Raw genomic sequence first — 17819 nt, forward strand, 5'->3', positions numbered from 1 at the left:
CAGCTATGGTGGCCGTCCGGCCCTACTCCAGTTGCGCGGCCTACGGGCCGCTTCACACTGTGCCCTCACGGGCTAAAACCCAATTTTTTCAGCAAGGAAGTTGGCGACTTGCCCAAAAAGATCATCAAAGACAACGTAGCTTGTCTTTGCAAGGCCATGAAAAACATCCAACCAGAACGCTAAAATCACGATCCCTAAAGCAGCAAACCATAATGCACGCACAACATAGATTGTAGATCGCACGTCTTGCACACGTAGATCACCGTGAATTTTCTCAACTATTTTAAGGATATATTGAAGTTCTTTAAAGTGCCCTTTGAATTTCTCACGCAACTCTTGTTGTTTGGCGCGAGTTAAAGAATTAATTCCAGGAAAACTGCGCTTTGCTTTGATCGCATAAATCAAATCCACAGCATGATGGATATACCGAGTGATCTTGGATTGAAAGTTAGGATACTCCGAGGGTTTTTCCAAAAAATCTTTCAGTTCTTCGATCGCTTTGTCATAGCGCTCATCTAAAACCCACGTCAGAATATTGAAACGCAGCGAATCTGGTTTTCCCAGCTCGGCTCGGTCGAAACCCACATCAAAGAACGCGGAGTCTTCCTGCTTTTTTACGTCGGGTGCTGCATTGTTTTCTTTAAGTGCTGGTACTGACATACCTTTTCTTTTCGGAATTCTATTTGATAAGTGAAGTCCTTTTCGCAAGATCTTAGTCTAGTCTTGCGACCTTAGTTTGACTAAACTCGACTCATATTGAGAAAATCAAGGCTGGGCGACCTAGACTTCATGGAGGAGGGCTATGGAAACCGAATCTTTCCAGACGGCGAAATTAGGACATCTCGATTTTGAATCGGCGGAAGCCGCACAGACGACAGTGGGACAAATTCCATTGCCGGATGAGCTTCCCCGCAGAAACGATTTCAGTCATCTCCCTAAAGAGATTTTGAAATCATCCACCGTTGAAAATTTGATTTCACAGAATGAAGACTTGATGGCAAGACTTAAAGTTTCTTTGCGCCGTCTTTCTATTCTGGAAACGGAAAATCAAAAACTAGCTGAAGAAGCCAACAAAGCCCGCATGTCCCAATCTTCCGTGACAGATCAAATTCTTGTCTGGAAAGAAAAAGATAATTTGTGGCGCCAAAAAATCGATCAGCTTGAAAGAGAAAAAGAAATCCACACGGAAAAACTCCGCGCTCTTCAAGAAAAAGTACAACACATGGGCGCGGAACTCACACGCCATGTGAAGTATCATGATCGCATTAAAAACCAGGTGAAGCCTTACATCTCTCAACTAAAAGAATACTCTCGCACGCAAGATCTGAAAGTACAGGAGCTTGAGGGCTCTCTTGCGCAAAGAGAAGCACAGCTTCGCGATCTTCGTCATCAAATTATCGAAGTGACGAAGAACTCCCGCTATCAAGTCGAAGCTTCCGAGAAAAAAGCCCAAGAGATGGTGCAGTTCTATGAAGAACAAATTCAAGGCATGAATCGCGAACTTCAGATGCTTCACGGAATCCAAGAAGAATTGGAAGTGAAGTCGATGAAGTTGCACTCGGCTTTGGAGCGCCAAGATGCTCTTGAGAATGAAATCGTGACACTTCGCCGCACTAAAGAAGACATGAAAGAGCGCTTTGAAAAAGAAATCGAGCGCCAGCAAGAGCGTATCAGCGAACTTTCTCGTCAAAATCAAAAATTGGGCGTGGAACACGCCGATCTGCAAATCCGCGTTGTCGAAGATCAGGAAAGAATCCAAAAGTTGGAAAAAGAAAGTTTCCAATATATGGAGCAATTGGAAAGTCTTCGCTATATGTGGAATGCCAAGAACGAAGAACACGAAAAGCTCAAAGTTGCAGTCTCCGCTTTGGAGCGTCTGAACCTTGAGCTGAGCCAAAAACTCAACGAGTTGCGTAAACAGGACGCTTCTGTTTAGAAGCTTTGCAGGGCGTTCTCGATACTTTCGTGCACTTCAAGATTTGCACACTCAGAGAAACTAAAAAGACGTTGGAAATCCGGGTTCAAACCCGCGATTTTCGCGTTGAGTTTGTTTGAAGAATTAAGTTCATTAAGAACACCAAAGAAGTTCTGAATTCCGGAAGATCCAACGAAATTCAAATTTTTCATGCAGAAAACGACTTTTCTCTGAGAGAAATTCTGCAGACACGCTTTTTTGAAAGATTGTGTTTTTTCAATTTCGATGCGACCGCTCAAAGACACAACGGTGATATCCCCGTCGAGCACGAGTTTAATTTCCATGAAAGACCTCATTCTTTGGATTAACTTGTCACTCCTCTTTTCGGCGGAGATTTCTGACGTTTTGAGTCCAAAAAGAGGCCAGGGATTTTTGGATTTCAACCTCGACAAACGCCCAAGGGCTCCATACAATAGTTCGGGCGGCGTGGGCCGTAGAACTGGACTGGTATTGCATCGTTGGATTTTCTTCTTTTCATTTCTAGCAGTGTTCCTTTTTGCGGACACGACTTTGTGGGCTGCCGAGGCTGCTCCCACAGCTAAAATCCATGGCATGTTAATCAACGCCGAAAGCATGTTTGGCGACAACGAAAAAGACACCGCCGAACTTGAAGGCAAAGTTCAAATCGTTTTCCAAGGACAACATCTTAAAGCCGACAAAGCTCGTGTCTATCGCCGCTCTCGCCAAGTCGAACTTTACGGCAATGTCGAGATCATGGATGCAAAGAACACCATTGTCGGTGATCAAGTCTTCCTGGATTACGAAAACAACACCGGTGTGATTTATAACGGCTACGTTCAATCAGGTTCGGTGATGTTTGCTGGAACTCTCTTACAAAAAACCGGAGAGTCCGAGTACATCGTTAATACCGCAGACTACACGGCTTGTACCAACTGTCCCGCGTCTTGGAGTTTTTCAGGAACCACGGTGCGCGCAGAACTGGGCGGTTATGCTTACATTAAAAACGCGGTCTTGCGTTTCGGTCACGTCCCCGTCTTCTGGCTTCCCTACTTGATTGTGCCTCTGAAAAGTGACCGCCAATCAGGACTTCTCACTCCGAATTTCGAGGTCTCCGAAACGGGGGGTTTTGCTTTTTCAATTCCTTACTTCTGGGCGATTTCAAGAAGCAGTGATGCCACGATTGAAGCCAAAGACTACGCCAAGCGGGGTCTTAAAGCGCTCTTTGAATATCGTTATGTCTTAAATGAAAACTCAAATGGCTCATTAAGTGCCGCGAGTATTTTCGATAAAGCTTTTGCGGATGATCCACGCTTAAATACCTATCGTCCCGCAGGCCAGCAAAATGATCCGATTGATCGTTGGTTTACGCGCTACAATCATTATTACGAAATGCCCGACGGCGGAGTTCACCGCGCACAAATAAATCTTGCGAGCGATTTACAATATCCCAAAGACTTCCCTGAAGAGACTCTCAACTTCGGGGACTCGGCGATGGAAAACCGTGTTTCATACACGAAGAACAATCAAGACCAACACTACAGCGTTGATTCGTCCTACTACGTGAATATGCTTCACGGAAATCCTCTTGCGGGCAATGAAGATGCCGTTCACCGTTTACCGGAACTCCGTTTTGCCCAAGCACAAAAAAATATTGGCGATACCAATTTTATTTACTCTTTGGATCTGACTTACACAAACTTCGCCCGCTCGGGAAATGCTTACGATGACATGGAAGAGGTCATCATTGATGGCGCTAAAGTTCGCTTCCCGAAAAACACGTGTCATTCTCCGAAGTGGGAAGACGATCCAAATTGTAAACGTATTTACGACGGCACATACGATCCTTCCATTGATCAGATTCGCACAGGCCAGCGCTTGGATTTCCGTCCGACACTTTATTATCCAATCAAAATGGGCGAAGGATTAGATCTTTTACCAAAGCTCAGCTACCGCGAAACTCATTATAATTTTAACGTCGAAGAAAACCCTTACTTGGTTCGCCGTTATCTGCGCACAGAGCTAAGCACACGCATGAATTTCAGCCGTATCTACGGAGACACGGTCAGCTCCAAGGCCACTCGCTACAAGCATGAGATCGTGCCCGAGATCACGTACAGTCGTCTGCCTTGGTTCTCTCAAGAAAATCATCCATTCTTTGGAACGGGAAATCTTTCGGATGCTCCTTATTCTTCTCGCGACGGCATCAGTGATTTGGATATCGGCAGTGATTTCGGAGTGCAATTTGACTATAACGACCGTGTCTACGATCGCAATCTGGTGACGGTGTCTTTGTTAAACAAAGTCACAGAAAAACGCTGGGTCGGCGACCGTCCTGAATATCGTCAGATCGGTTATTTAAAACTAGCACAATCCTACGATGCTTCCCAGGAGGGCCGCAGTACCGAAAATTGGTCGGACCTCACGGCAACTTTGGATATGCGTTTAGATCACTTCCAAACGTATTCAATCTTTAACTACTTTCCTTATCAAAATGTGACCAACGCGTCTTCGCGTGTGCGTTTATTGAATGACAAGGGACAATTCTTCCAAGTGCAACTGACTCGTCAGTACAAGATCACACCAGGACAACCTGTGGATACCAGCACTCGTCAGGAAGATTATACTTTCTCTGCCGGATTTATTTCTCGTTACATCAACTTGATGGGTAAGTTCGTTTACGATGCCAACTGGGCCGAAGCAGAAAACGGAAAACAAATTAAGTCATGGGCCTACATCGCACAATACAAGCCACCCGGGGATTGTATGTTGATCACATTCATTCACGAACAAGTTGTCGGCAGTGACACAAGATTCAAACTCAACTTCGAGTTCACATTCGACGGAACACCAAAACCACCACTGCCACCAGAAGCGCTGGACGCTTACGGATTCTACTAAACATCGGTCTGAAGCGCACGATGCGCTTCAGAAAGGCCACTCACGGATGGTCAGACTATCTCAAGAACAAAGAGCAGCTGTTTAAATTTTTAAAACGAAAAAACAGTGCTTACAACTTGGACTCCATCGACAGTGCCTTTGCTAAAGGAAGGCGTCACCGCAAAATCAGGTTGTTGATATTTCTCCGGCTCTTTATTCATTTTATAAACGCCGTAAGCGATTCCCGCGTAAAGCCCCAGTGAGGCGCCCTTCGCAACATTGTTCCAGGAATCACTCGGTTTATCAGTGAAAGCGAGACTTACAACCCCGGCCCCCGCTCCTGCTAATGTTCCCCAGGCGCAGCTTTTTAAGAATTCTTTGAGATCTTGAGCTAAGACTGTTTGGGCTTGAAAAACGACGATACAAACTAGAAGAGCGATTTTTCTCATAATCTATTCTCCCCTACTTTGGTGCCCTCTCGTCAACCACTGATGTCTTCGATGATTGTTACGACACCTTCTTTTGTGACGAAGGCCCAGTGAGCTTCCACCAAGGAATCCAAGCGCTCTGCCAGAAACTGCAATGCTCGCAGTTGACGGGTTTTCTGTCTTTGTGAAATTCGATGCGGTTGAAAATCAGCGATGTTGGCTGTTTTCACTTCCACCATGAGCGCATGACCTTCGGGAGTTTTAAAAATCAGATCCACTTCGGCAAAGGGCGTTTTCACTCTTTGCCCAAGAAGTTCGTAACCTTTGCGCTCGTAAAATTTTTGAACGTGTTTTTCAGAATCAAGCCCACGCTCGTGGGCCCAGTATGTTTTAGGCGGTGACGTATTCTTTAACGCCGGCGAAGGATTTTCTGTGCACTTCGCACGGGCCGTGCGCGACGATGCTGTCCATGTGGACTTGTGTTGAATAACCTTTGTGCGTTTCAAATCCATAAACAGGAAACTTTGCTCCCAGTTCTTTCATCAAACGGTCTCGGGCCACTTTTGCAACAATAGAAGCCGCCGAAATCGGAGCCACTCGCAAGTCGCCTTTGACGATCGTCGTTTGCTCAAAACCTTCAAGCCCCGGGATTTTCATATTTCCGTCGATCAACACGTGACCTCCGGCAACACCCAAGCTTTCGATCGCACGCTTCATCGCTAGCAACGACGCTTGAAGAATATTGAGTTCATCAATTTCTTCCACTGTTGCATGACCGATTCCTACTTGATGTTCTTTTAAAATAAGCTCGGCCAACTCTTCACGACGTTCTTCGGATATCAATTTAGAATCTGTGACAACATCAGTAAGAGCATCTGATTTAAAAATGACAGCCGCTGCATAGACAGGCCCCGCAAGGCATCCACGCCCTACTTCATCAACGCCAATCACAGGTGTCGGTGAAAACTCACGCCAGTCCACTTTAGGATAGTCTTCCTTTTTTGCGGATTTTTTCTTAGCTGGTGCCTTAGATGATTTCGAAAATGCGGGTTTCTTAGATGCTGTTTTTTTAGATACTGCCATAGTTCGCAGATATTAGACATAGAGCTGGTCTTTGGTCACTGCAGAACTATTTGCGTAACAACTTTAAGAAAAAGAGAAAAGGTAGACGGACAAAAAGAAAAAGACCTAGAACGTAATGTCCTAGGTCTTTTAAATGTAAAAACAAACTTGGCTACAAAATTACTCTGCTTTATCAGCAGAAGAAACAAGCTCAGATTCGATCTTAGCTGCTTTACCTTCAAGTGCACGAAGGTAGTAAAGTTTAGAACGACGTACTTTACCGATGTTCACAACTTCTACTTTATCAAGAGCAGGGCTTGCGAATGGGAAAGTTCTCTCAACGCCAACACCAGCAGAGATCTTGCGAACTGTGAAAGTTTTTTGAGCGCCAGACCCTTGGATCTTAGTTACGATACCTTTGTAAAGCTGAACACGCTCTTTCTCACCCTCTTTTACTTTAACGAATACGTTAACAGTATCACCAGAGCTGAACGCTTGAATGTTTTTGTTAGCAGCTTTAACGCTTACACGACGAACGAGGTTTGTTTCTTTAGTAGCCATTGCTTAATCCTTGTAGCAGTCAATTATCTCAAAAAAGTAAAATAAGGGTCTACCATGGACCCATTACGCGGTCAAGACAGATACTTACTGCCGATCTCACAGAAAGATGGCGGTAATCATTGGGGGGAGCTCCTCGAATACTCTCAAGAACCCCAGAGCAAGACCCAATCAGTTCCTCTGTCATGCCAAAGCCAGTACCAAATAGCATAAAAACGGGTTTCTTTTCTACATGCATTTGATTGCGCAGCTCAGCAAATGAGTATTTTTTCTTCGCCCACTCGACCCGCGCCGAGGTTGCAATCGTCAGACAGTCAGGAACATTCCAGTCGGCGAGAGCTTTTTCAACGCTCTCGGCTGTTTTAACGGGGCCTAGAGCCGTCTTTCTCATCGGATTGAACTTCGCCCCCTGCCCCGTTCTCCAGTGGTCTAAAACCCGTTCTACGAACATGAGCTGCTCTTGCATGGGGTGGATGATGTAATATTTTTCCACCCCATAAACTTGAGCCGCCCGTGCGATGTCATGGATATCGAAATTCGTGATATTCGTCGCCACCGTTTTCTGCAAACGATCGCGCACGGGATAATGAACCAGTCCTATAGCAAGTCGAGGAACATAGGGAGTCTCAGCCATTTAAATCTTCCTCACGCACATCTTCTAAACCCAAAACTTGTTTTTCTTGGGCCGACATTTGAAAGAAAAATTCTTTGAGTTCCTTTAACGGAGGTCCCGTCTTTTTCTTCTTCTGTGCGTAATACTTTTCGTTTTCTTTTTTTATATATTCTTTAAATAAGTCCGGGCGTTTTTTCAAAGTCACGAGAGCAGAAACCCTGTGCTTCCACTCTTCAATGAGCTTGTGATTTCCGCTCAATAAAATTTCCGGCACTTCTTGATTTAAACACTCACGCGGTCTTGTGAAATTAGGATGCTCTAAAAGCCCCTCTGAAAAACTGTCTTTTTGAGCTGAATCGTCGTGACCCAACACGCCTGGAATAAAACGCGCCAGAGCATCAATCACAACGAGTGCCCCCAACTCCCCACCCGACAACACATAGTCACCGATAGAAAGCTCTTCATCGACATATTCATTAATGATTCTTTGATCGATACCACCGTAGCGGCCACAGATAAAAACCAAATGTTCTTCTTTAGAAAGGGCGCGAGCGGTTTCATCTGTCAGAGTTTTTCCTTGCGGAGACAGATACACAATTTTGGAATTCTTATGTTGCACTTTTTGAATCGTTTTTTCGAGAGTCTCTGGCAGCATGATCATGCCGTCGCCGCCGCCGAAAGGACGATCATCCACGGTACGATGACGATCAGAGGCGAATTCACGAGGTGTGTGCGCTTTGACGGACAAGAGATCACTCTTTAAAGCCTGACCTAAAACACCGTGAGACACGGCCGTTTCAATCATCTCAGGAAAAAGAGTGATCACATCAATCGTTAGCATTAAGCGTTCTCGATATCCAAAAGCCCTTCAGGCAAATCCATCACGATAGATTGATGTTTGAAATCGATTTTCTTGATGAAAGCATCGACGAATGGAATTTCCGCTTTTTTCCCTGCGATATCGACAACCAGAAGATCTTGAACGCCATTGGAAGAGAAACCGACGATTTCACCTAATACGACTTGCTCTGGATTTTTCAATTTGAAGTTCAAAATTTCAGAAAGATAAATGCCTTCGCCTGGTTTAGAAACAAAGAGATCATCATCAACGAAGAACTCCATGTGCTCAACACCTTCAGCAGCCGTGCGATCCGCAATTTCTTTTGCTTTCACGATAAAACCTTTTTTGAAAGGTTTCGTTCTTTCCACAGAGAAATTATTGATCTCTTCAGAACCTTTAGCTTTTAAGCCAAAGTTTTTCATTTTCTTTGCCCATGTGATGTCGCCAGAAAAAATGACAACATAAAGATCCCCTTTAAGACCATGGGCTTCGCGAACTTTTCCAACTAATTTCATTTTCATACTCCAACTAACTCTACCACTCGACTTGCGCCGAAAAAAGAAAAGGGGTTGCCTCAATGACAACCCCTTCCTTAGAGAATTAAATCTATTTGCTTAAGCTTATTCGACGATATCTAAGTGATAACGTTTGTTTAGCTTAGTACCAGCTGCACGGATAATTGTTCTCATAGCCGCAGCAGTTTTACCTTGCTTACCAATCACTTTACCGAGGTCTTCTTTATCAACCTTCAAAGCAAGAAGTGTAGTTTGCTGACCAGGGATTTCATCAACTTCGACTTTTTCAGGTTTGTCCACTAAGGACTTTGCCATGAATTCTACGAGGTCTTTCAAGCTATCCATAATTACCCCCAACAGATAGTACTTTACCTACCCGATATTCTATCGAATTCGGGTACGTTGCCAACCACTATTATTTAGCTTGAGCCAATTTGATAACGTGTTTTACACGGTCTGTAGGCTGAGCACCTTTTTTGATCCACTCTTCAACTTTAGCTAGATCAAGCTCAACCTTTTTGTCGTTACCTTTTGGAGTTGGGATGTAAGTCCCAAGAATATCAAGGAATTTACCAGTAACGTAACGACGAGAGTCCGCCACAGTGATGCGGTATTTAGGATCATGCTTAGCGCCCATACGAGCCAAACGAATTACAACTGCCATTTATTCAACCTCATGTATCAAAAACAGTAAGACCAAGTGTGTACTGTGTTCACAATTAAATATCAAGCTTTAAAATGGGAACTTCATCCCACCTCGACCCATTCCCATTTTCATGAGCCCGCCCATCATCTTTTTCGCATCCTCAAACTGCTTTACCAGCTTGTTCACGTCCTGAACTTGAGTCCCGCTACCTTTTGCGATTCTCTGACGACGCGATGCATTTAGAACCTTGTGATTGTGGCGTTCTTCATAAGTCATAGAACGGATGATGGCTTCAATCTTTTTCATTTCAGCATCCGGAGGGGTCATATTCTTAAGCTGTTTGCTCAACTCTCCCATGCCCGGTAAAAATTTCAAGATACTCTCAAAGCCGCCCATTTTTTTGAGCTGCTGAATCTGAGTCAGGAAGTCTTCCAAAGTGAACTCGTTTTTCATGATCTTTTTCGCAGAATCACGAGCCGACTTTTCGTCAATCACTTCTTGAGCTTTTTCCACCAAAGAAAGAACGTCACCCATATCAAGGATACGTCCTGCCAAACGATCAGGATGGAAAACTTCAAGAGCAGAAACTTTTTCCCCGACACCGAGGAACTTAATAGGAATTCCTGTCACTTCACGAATAGACAAAGCCGCACCACCGCGCGCATCCCCATCTACTTTCGTGAGAATTAAACCTGTCAGAGTTAGACGCTTATGGAAGCCCTCTGCGACATTCACAGATTGCTGACCGAGCATCGCATCGGCGACGAGAAGAATTTCTTGCGGAGTCCAGATGTCTCTCAGGCGCCCCAACTCACCCATCAATTCTTCATCAATTTGCAAGCGGCCCGCAGTATCGACGATCACAACATCAACCATGTTGTCTTTCGCCCACTGTTTGGATTTTTCTAAGATCTCTTCCGGCTTCATTCCCACTTCTGTTGGGAATGTCGGAATGTTGTTTTGACGACCTAGAGTTTGCAACTGATCAATCGCCGCCGGACGATAGATATCGGCGGGAACAAGTCCCGGCTTTTTTCCTAATTTTTGGCGAATATAAAGAGCCAACTTCGCTGCCGAAGTCGTTTTACCGGCCCCCTGAAGACCGACTAAGAACAGCACACTGGGGTTTTCGCGCACGTTGATATCAACGGCTCCGCCACCAAGGACGTTCACGAGTTCATCGTGAACAATCTTAACGAACATCTGGCCTGGGTTGACGTTTTGAAGGACGTCAGCGCCAAGAGCCTTGGCTTTTACTTTATCAATAAATGTCTTAACGACTTTGAAGTTCACATCGGCTTCAAGAAGACTTAAGCGGATTTCTTTGATGACGTCTTCAACGTTGGCTTCCGTGATTTTGCTTTGCCCACGGACCTTTTTAAGACTCGCCATGATCTTGTCAGATAAATTCTCAAACATGTGAAATTCTCCAAGGAAGTCTATTTAACTCATTGGGATCAGAATGACAAAGAAGCCTGCGACTCGCTGCATCCATGATCTCCCTGTAGAGTTTATAGATGCAGCGCATTGAGTAGATCAATCGGACATCTTTATGGATATGAGAGACGCAAAAAGGGGCAATACTATGAAAAAAATCATTCTTGTATCTGTATTGGCAGGAGCTTCTGCACAAGCTCAACTTGTGACTTCAAATTCTGCAGCACTAGAAGGTTTGAAAGATGCACGCAAACAACTTGAAGTGCGCACTGAAAATCAAATTCTAGAAAAATTGGAAGCAGCTCGCCTTGAAGACGAAAGAAATCGTCGTCAAAAATTCGAATCATTGAACTTCAGCGTTGTGAACGACGGCACACAAAACCAAAACACAAACACAGCGGTTCAACAACCAGCGACTGTTACTTATTAGTCATCTTGAAGCCCCAGGTACGGACTTACTTTTGGTTGAAGTTTGCGTCATAAGACACGGTTCTCAACCAAAAGTAAGTCCGTACCTTTTAGAGCTTCATCAAATCCGCGAAAGCTGCGACGGCTTTAGCATCGTGACTGGGAACAATTAAAAGCTCTGGATACTTTTTATGAAGAGCTTGAAGTTCTTTGATGCGTTCTAAGACTTCATCTGAGTTTGTATCTGCAAATTTTCTTGAGAGCCAAAACTTAGGAAGTCCGTTTTCGAGAGCTTCTGAGTTCCACACAGTGTCTCCGACAAGAAACGCGCGTTTTTTATTGCCGATATTAATAAAAAGTCCCACCGAACCTGGCGTATGTCCCGGCATTCCTACTAAGACAAGACTTCCATCGCCGAAAATATCGCGACTCTTTGAATAGCCTTCGTATTCCTTATTCTCGAGTTCATATGTTTTCCACGGAGTTTTATCTGAAAACAGAGAAGGAAACACCGCGGGAGAAGCGCCTTTGATTTTTGTGAATTCCAACTCTTGAGGAAGTATTTCGACGGGCACTTCGGGCATATCCGCAAGTCCGCTGACGTGATCATAATGCACGTGCGATACGATAATGCGCTCTGGTTTGATATTCAGTTTTTTCAGTTGATCAACAGCCGTCTCTTCTTGTTCAAAACGAGTCGCAAGCCGCGCCCACCAAGGCATGTCCTGTACCTGAGTCTTCGCTGTTTTTCCTAAGCCGGTATCAAATAAAAAAATTCCTTTGGGATGTTCGATCAAAAATGCCGGATGCACCATGGGAAATTTCTTAAACCAGGAGCCACCTTGAATGGTCGATCCTTCAAGAGGTGACGCCGTTCCGGTGTAAAGAACTGTCACCCTTATCTTTTCGTTTTGAGACCATGTCGGAAGACTGACAACAATTCCACTTAGGAAAATTAGCAAAAATCTTTTCATAATTTCTCCCGTGGATCGACTGACGTCTTTGCGACAACCATTTTACCAGCGCTGGAAAGAACCTTTTTTAAGACTCCAATGCGCGGCCATATAAAAGAAAACAAAACCGATCAATGAAATCACAGCGGCAGTCCAGACATTGACGTCGCTGACTCCCAAAATACCGTAACGAAGACCGTTAATAAGATATAATAATGGATTGGCCTTTGAAACCATCTGCCAGAATGGATGAAGATGTTCTATAGATAAGAACACCCCGCCTAAATAAGTAAGAGGCAATAAAATGAATGCCGAAAATGCCGATAACTGATCGAAGGTCGTTGCCCAAAAAGCAATGCTGATACCGATCATTCCAAAAATCAATCCCGCAACAATTAAGAAAAACAATGTGATCATGGGGTGCGCGATGGCGAGCCACTCCCCTTGTTGATAAAGCATAAAAGCTGAACCTACCATGTAAGTGATCAAAGCGACGATAGAGCCGCGAACTAGGGATCCGAGACTCATGGCCCAGATGATTTCCCGATCTGTTATGGGTGCCACGCGAAGATCTTCCAAGTCGCCAGAGAATTTTGAAGACACGATGGATGACGAGGAGTTTTGAAAAGAGTTATTGATAAGCCCCATCATCATAAGACCTGGAATCAAGAACGCCAAATAGCTCACACCTTGATGAGCTGCCATCTGTTCACCCAATGACACGCCAAAGATCAAAAGATAAAGGAATGAAGACACAAATGGAGTAATCACCGTTTGCACGATGACTTTTAAAAAGCGTGCGATTTCTCGGTGAAAGATCGTTACAAATCCAGTCATAGAGGCGCCTGCACTTCTTTCTTTTGGCTGACAAGTTTTAAGAAGGCGTCTTCAAGATCCCCTTCTTCAATTTGTACGTCGCGAATAAGGTCTGTCGGAATTCCCACTTCGCTGATGACTTCGCCCAAAGGTTTGTTTTGCGGAACAACGAAGAGATACTCTTTCCCTATGACATCCACCAAGTACGATGACGCTACTGAAAAGTTTTCTGTCAGAATCATGCGGATTTTTTTATGCGTGTACTGACGAATGATTTCTTTTGTATTTCCCAAACACACCAATGCACCGAGGTTGATAATCCCGACGCGGTCACAAAGCTGCTCAGCTTCTTCCAAATAGTGGGTTGTCAGAAGAATCGACATGCCTTCATTGCGAAGTTCTTGAACGAACTTCCAAAGATCTTCACGGAGGCGAATATCTACTCCCGCTGTTGGTTCATCAAGGAGCAAGAGTTTGGGATTGTGAACCAAAGCTTTAGCAATCATCAGACGGCGTTTCATCCCGCCTGAGAGTTGTTTTACTTTTTTATTTCTGTGTTCATACAAAGCCAATTTGTTTAAAAGAAAATGAATGCGCTCTGTATTCTTGCGAAGGCCGTAGTAACCAGAGTGAAATTCCAAAATTTCTTCGACATCAAAAAAGCCAGAATTGATTACTTCTTGGTGAACAACGCCGATTTGTCTTTTCGTGAACATCGGATCTTTGGTAACGTCCACACCGAAAACTTTCACAGATCCTGATGTTGGTTTCTCCAAGGTTGTGATCGCAGAAATAATTGTCGTCTTCCCTGCTCCATTCGGTCCCAAAAGACCGAAGATCTCCCCGCCTTTCACATCGAAGGTCACGCCTTTTACAGCTTCTACTGTGCTATCCTTGTACCTTTTTCTAAGGTCGAGGATTTCTAATGGAAGAATCATACTTACCTCGCGCGCGTGATGCTTGTGTGAAACTCCACTGTTGGATTTTCGCGTTTAAGCCAGTTTAAATCCCATTCTTGATTTACCAGCACCACAGGGTTGTCTTGCAAATCGCGGAACATATTCGCGCCACCTTTGAGTTCAGCGACGGGTTTCCCTTCAGCCGTTCTTGGCCAACGAGCCACGCCGTAAGGAAGACGATTGAGTTTCACTTCCAAGTTGTATTCATCCTGCAAACGACGCAAAAGAACTTCGAATTGAAGTTCCCCGACCGCACCAATGATTGGATCTTGTGGACCAACGATAGGATCGATGAATAATTGAATAGCACCTTCTTCAGATAAGTGATTCAACGCCTCCTGCATCTTTTGGCGCTTCAATGCATCACGCACTGAAAGACGGCCGAAAAGTTCCGGGGCAAATTTTGGAATATCTTCGAAATGAATTTTACCAGAAGCATAGACACAGTCGCCAATAGCAAAGTTTCCTGTATCCCCCACACCCACGATATCGCCAGCGTAAGCGTCGTCGACAGTTTCTTTGTCGGCCGCGACGAATTGACTCGCGTAAGACAAACGCAATTCCTTATCGTGACGAGAGTGTTTTACTTTCATGCCGCGCTCAAATTTTCCTGAGCAAATACGAATGAAGGCAATGCGGTCTCTGTGACGCTTGTCCATATTGGCTTGGATTTTAAATACAAAGCCTGTGAAGTTTGCATCGCATGGATCGATTTCTTTATCGTCTTTTGTATGACGTGCTTGCGGTCCTGGTGCGTACTGCGTGAAAAATTTTAGGAATGTATCCACCCCGAAATTTTGCTTCGCCGAACCAAATGTCACAGGAGAAATCGTGCCATCTAGAAACTCATTCACATCAAATGGCGGAAGAGCACTTTCGATAAGATCTAACTCTTCAAGCACTTGATCTGCGGATTCTTTATCGAGGTATTGGTAAAGAATTTGATCGTCTTTGCCTTTTTCAAAGGGGATGATTTTGTAGTCTTCCACTTCTTCGCGGCGTTGATCGTAAATCCAGATCTCTTTTGTCAGACGATTGTAGATACCACGGAAACGTTGACCGATACCTAACGGCCAGGTCACCGGATAGCATTGCATGTTCAGAGTTTTTTCAACTTCATCAATCAAAGTGAGAGGGTCTTTACCTTCACGGTCGAGCTTGTTTACGAATGTGAAAATAGGAACTTTGCGCAGACGGCAGACTTCATAAAGTTTTTTAGTACGCTCCTCGACACCTTTCGCAACGTCGATCAACATGCAGGCAGAATCCACCGCCATCAAAACGCGGTACGTATCCTCAGAGAAGTCTTTATGCCCCGGCGTATCGAGAAGGTTTACACGCAAGCCTTCAAAATCAAACGTCATCACAGAAGACGTGATCGAGATCCCCTTCTCACGCTCCATCGCCATCCAGTCTGAAGTGACGGCTTTACTTCCCTGCTTCCCCTTCACTTCCCCGGTTTCGTGGATCACGCCACCGTGATAAAGTAATTTTTCGGTCAAAGTCGTCTTACCCGCATCCGGATGCGAAATGATGGCAAAAGTACGACGGCGTTGGATTTCTTTCTGAACCTGAGGTGTGGCGAGCATTTTTGTTCCTTTAAAGGCTTCTTTTTACTTGGGAAATCCAAAGCTTACAAGGTATTGCTGCCCCGCATAGATAATACTTGATTCCTTTTCTTCAGAACCTTATAACCACAGACGAACTTTCAACTCCCCTGGGTTTGGAGCCCTGGATGGACAACTGAGGTGACAATATGTCTTCGACTTCGGCCTATTATGTTACGGCTTACTATAAATTTCAAAAACTTACGAATCTAGAACAAGTCCAAAAAGACCTCGAAACAAAAGCAGATGAACTCAACGTCAAAGGTCTTGTGATCTTGGGTGAAGAGGGTTTTAACTCCACGTGCGCGGCTTCTTCTGTCGAATCTTTCAATGCTTGGAAACAGTTTATTCGTGACTACTTCTCAGCTCCAAATTTGTTTTTTAAAGATTCTGAATCCGAGAAAGCTCCATTTCGCCGTTTTAAAGTGAAAATCCGCGAAGAAATCGTGACAACGGGAATTCCGGAGATGATGCCTCCTGAAGGGAAAAATCAACACCTCACTCCGACAGAGTGGAATCGTGTTTTGAAAGAAGAAAATGACTATGTGATGATCGATACTCGCAACTGGTATGAGTATAAAATCGGAACTTTCAAAGGCGCTTTGAATCCCAATATCGAAAAGTTCACGGACTTTCCTCAGTACATCGAGAGCCAAGGTATTTCGAAAGACAAAAAAATGCTGATCTTCTGCACAGGCGGCATTCGCTGTGAAAAAGGCATTTTGGAATTGCAAAAACAAGGTTACGACAATGTTTTTCAATTGGACGGCGGTATTATCAACTACATGAAGGAATACCCGAACGATCAGTTCGAGGGAGAATGCTTCGTGTTCGATCATCGTGTGGCTTTGGATCAAAACCTTCAGCCATCCACAAAGTACGGCCTTTGCCCTCACTGCGGTCAGCCTTCGGAAATTAAGATTTCATGCAAACGTTGTGACTCGGAAGAGTTGATCTGTGTTGAGTGCTCTGAGCTTGAGTTTAAAAAAGATACTTGCTCTAAAAACTGCGCACACCAATACAAACTTCATCCGGGCAAAAAAGGCCCAAAACAAGTGGTGCCTTTTGAAATTGAAAAATTAAAAGCTGAAGGCGCTGAAGAAATTCCCACGATCCGCGTGTCTAAAACGAAGATCGTGACTGTGAATGATAAAGGCGAATCGCAAACTGTCACAGCGAAAACCTAATTTTTCGCTGTCGGCTCTTTCTGCGCTTTTTGGATGTCTTTCGCAAAAAGTTTCACAACCCAAGTGTCGTTGATCGTCACTTGGGAGTTTGAAAGATTTAATTTCACTTTCGAACGGTAATTTGGGTCGTAGCCGATGGATTTCGGATCAATTCCTGCATCACCTAAAAACTTCAGCATTTCTTTTGAAGCGTCATCGGCGTTATAGACGCCATCGTCAGTCACATTCTTTTCCATATCTTCGCAAAAACTTAAAGTCGCAGCGTCTTTTGCAAGAGCTGGTTTTTGTGCGACGGCTTTTGCCAAATGATGAAGGTTGTAGGTTTTTTGCAAGATCACATCCATATCGTCTTTGTGATCTTTTAAAAAGTCTCCAGCACGATAGATTTCATAGTAGAACTCAGCCTTTTTGAGAATGCCGACGTCTTTTGTTTCTTCCGCCTTCATAATCATCTCAACCACCGACTGCATGCCTGGGGCGCGGAAAATATAGCGCAGAATCGGAGCGGCCGTTTCTACCAACGGATCTTTTTTATCTTGGGCCAGCGACTCAAAGAAATATTTTGCTGACGCATTTTCAGGGTCCCGCAAGAAATGACTTTCAGAGGCTTGCGCTAAATTACGGCAGCTTTCAATCATAGGCTTGCGAGGATCTGCGAAATCTTCAAGAAGAACTCGAGCGGTATCTGAGGCCAGCTTTTCTTTTCCAGTTGGTGCTGGCGACGAAGATGCTTCCGGGTTTACTTTGTCCGTTGGAGTCACTGGCGACTCTAGCGATGGATTCGGCGAAGACTCTGAAGTTTGCGTTGAAGATGCAGAAGACTTTTTTAGAGCCGGCGGAGTCAGAGATTGTTTAATATCAAAAGCCGAAGGGAGTTTTGAAAGACCCCAAAACAAAAGACCGCCTAAGATCACTACCATCACTGCAAAAGATAGAGAGAGAATTTTGAAAATACCCTTCCCATTCATAGCCGCCT

At 44.5% G+C, this 17819-nt stretch carries 21 protein-coding genes; 4 read left to right on the top strand and 17 right to left on the bottom strand.

The annotated features are described in order from the left end of the window. Positions 1-72: 72 nt before the first annotated feature. A complete protein-coding gene (locus tag AAAA78_RS09835; protein WP_295900739.1) occupies positions 73-660 on the bottom strand; it encodes a hypothetical protein in 588 nt (195 codons plus the stop codon). A gap of 142 nt (positions 661-802) precedes the next feature. Between AAAA78_RS09835 and AAAA78_RS09840 the strand changes: the two genes are divergently transcribed. Continuing rightward, a complete protein-coding gene (locus AAAA78_RS09840; protein WP_340591836.1) occupies positions 803-1936 on the top strand; it encodes a hypothetical protein in 1134 nt (377 codons plus the stop codon). Here the strand turns inward: AAAA78_RS09840 and AAAA78_RS09845 are convergent. Further along, complete coding sequence (locus AAAA78_RS09845; RefSeq protein WP_340591837.1) at positions 1933-2259, bottom strand: STAS domain-containing protein; 327 nt, start codon at positions 2257-2259, stop codon at positions 1933-1935. The two genes, AAAA78_RS09840 and AAAA78_RS09845, sit on opposite strands and share 4 nt — an antisense overlap. Here AAAA78_RS09845 and AAAA78_RS09850 point away from each other — a divergent pair. Next, entirely contained in the window at positions 2258-4834 is a 2577-nt protein-coding gene (locus AAAA78_RS09850) for an LPS-assembly protein LptD (protein WP_340591839.1), read from the top strand. The genes AAAA78_RS09845 and AAAA78_RS09850 overlap by 2 nt on opposite strands. A gap of 89 nt (positions 4835-4923) precedes the next feature. Here the strand turns inward: AAAA78_RS09850 and AAAA78_RS09855 are convergent, their stop codons facing one another. The 10 genes from AAAA78_RS09855 to ffh all read right to left on the bottom strand — a co-directional run bounded on the left by AAAA78_RS09855 (position 4924) and on the right by ffh (position 10895). Further along, a complete protein-coding gene (locus AAAA78_RS09855) occupies positions 4924-5262 on the bottom strand; it encodes a hypothetical protein (RefSeq protein ID WP_340591841.1) in 339 nt (112 codons plus the stop codon). A 32-nt stretch (positions 5263-5294) separates the two neighbouring features. Next, positions 5295-5747: a YraN family protein gene (locus tag AAAA78_RS09860; protein ID WP_340591843.1), complete on the bottom strand. Its 453-nt coding sequence runs from the start codon at positions 5745-5747 to the stop codon at positions 5295-5297. Continuing rightward, on the bottom strand, positions 5632-6324 hold the full coding sequence (locus AAAA78_RS09865; protein WP_340591845.1) for a ribonuclease HII: 693 nt from the start codon (positions 6322-6324) through the stop codon (positions 5632-5634). Before AAAA78_RS09865 ends, AAAA78_RS09860 begins: the two co-directional genes overlap by 116 nt. A gap of 159 nt (positions 6325-6483) precedes the next feature. Continuing rightward, complete coding sequence (gene rplS, locus AAAA78_RS09870) at positions 6484-6864, bottom strand: 50S ribosomal protein L19 (RefSeq protein WP_340591846.1); 381 nt, start codon at positions 6862-6864, stop codon at positions 6484-6486. 49 nt (positions 6865-6913) lie between these two features. Then, a complete protein-coding gene (locus tag AAAA78_RS09875; RefSeq protein ID WP_340591847.1) occupies positions 6914-7495 on the bottom strand; it encodes an RNA methyltransferase in 582 nt (193 codons plus the stop codon). Continuing rightward, positions 7488-8315 (bottom strand): tRNA (guanosine(37)-N1)-methyltransferase TrmD, encoded by an 828-nt coding sequence (gene trmD / locus AAAA78_RS09880; RefSeq protein WP_340591849.1) that lies wholly within the window; start codon positions 8313-8315, stop codon positions 7488-7490. Before trmD ends, AAAA78_RS09875 begins: the two co-directional genes overlap by 8 nt. After that, on the bottom strand, positions 8315-8830 hold the full coding sequence (rimM, locus tag AAAA78_RS09885; protein WP_340591851.1) for a ribosome maturation factor RimM: 516 nt from the start codon (positions 8828-8830) through the stop codon (positions 8315-8317). Before rimM ends, trmD begins: the two co-directional genes overlap by 1 nt. A 105-nt stretch (positions 8831-8935) precedes the next feature. Beyond that, entirely contained in the window at positions 8936-9175 is a 240-nt protein-coding gene (locus tag AAAA78_RS09890) for a KH domain-containing protein (RefSeq protein WP_041875527.1), read from the bottom strand. A 70-nt stretch (positions 9176-9245) separates the two neighbouring features. Further along, positions 9246-9494, bottom strand: a complete 249-nt coding sequence (rpsP, locus tag AAAA78_RS09895) for a 30S ribosomal protein S16 (RefSeq protein ID WP_041875524.1) — start codon at positions 9492-9494, stop codon at positions 9246-9248. 69 nt (positions 9495-9563) lie between these two features. Then, positions 9564-10895: a signal recognition particle protein gene (ffh, locus tag AAAA78_RS09900; protein WP_295904790.1), complete on the bottom strand. Its 1332-nt coding sequence runs from the start codon at positions 10893-10895 to the stop codon at positions 9564-9566. Positions 10896-11061: 166 nt separating this feature from the next. Between ffh and AAAA78_RS09905 the strand changes: the two genes are divergently transcribed. Beyond that, the gene (locus AAAA78_RS09905) at positions 11062-11343 is read left to right on the top strand and encodes a hypothetical protein (protein ID WP_340591855.1); all 282 of its coding nucleotides are present in this window, start codon (positions 11062-11064) and stop codon (positions 11341-11343) included. An 88-nt stretch (positions 11344-11431) separates the two neighbouring features. On the opposite strand, the gene AAAA78_RS09910 is transcribed toward AAAA78_RS09905, so the two are convergent. From AAAA78_RS09910 to AAAA78_RS09925, 4 genes are read right to left on the bottom strand one after another with little or no spacing between them, the layout of a single operon-like run. Next, positions 11432-12295 (bottom strand): MBL fold metallo-hydrolase, encoded by an 864-nt coding sequence (locus AAAA78_RS09910; RefSeq protein ID WP_340591857.1) that lies wholly within the window; start codon positions 12293-12295, stop codon positions 11432-11434. A 42-nt stretch (positions 12296-12337) separates the two neighbouring features. Then, complete coding sequence (locus AAAA78_RS09915; protein ID WP_340591859.1) at positions 12338-13111, bottom strand: ABC transporter permease; 774 nt, start codon at positions 13109-13111, stop codon at positions 12338-12340. Continuing rightward, positions 13108-14028, bottom strand: a complete 921-nt coding sequence (locus AAAA78_RS09920) for an ABC transporter ATP-binding protein (RefSeq protein ID WP_340591860.1) — start codon at positions 14026-14028, stop codon at positions 13108-13110. Before AAAA78_RS09920 ends, AAAA78_RS09915 begins: the two co-directional genes overlap by 4 nt. Positions 14029-14030: 2 nt before the next feature. Beyond that, positions 14031-15638, bottom strand: coding sequence for a peptide chain release factor 3 (locus AAAA78_RS09925; RefSeq protein ID WP_340591862.1), 1608 nt, complete (start codon positions 15636-15638; stop codon positions 14031-14033). Positions 15639-15805: 167 nt separating this feature from the next. Between AAAA78_RS09925 and trhO the strand changes: the two genes are divergently transcribed. Continuing rightward, complete coding sequence (gene trhO / locus AAAA78_RS09930) at positions 15806-16843, top strand: oxygen-dependent tRNA uridine(34) hydroxylase TrhO (RefSeq protein WP_340591864.1); 1038 nt, start codon at positions 15806-15808, stop codon at positions 16841-16843. On the opposite strand, the gene AAAA78_RS09935 is transcribed toward trhO, so the two are convergent. Continuing rightward, entirely contained in the window at positions 16840-17811 is a 972-nt protein-coding gene (locus tag AAAA78_RS09935; protein WP_340591866.1) for a hypothetical protein, read from the bottom strand. The genes trhO and AAAA78_RS09935 overlap by 4 nt on opposite strands. Between the last annotated feature and the right edge of the window lie 8 nt (positions 17812-17819).

Source organism: Bdellovibrio sp. BCCA (assembly GCF_037996825.1).
GTDB lineage: Bacteria > Bdellovibrionota > Bdellovibrionia > Bdellovibrionales > Bdellovibrionaceae > Bdellovibrio.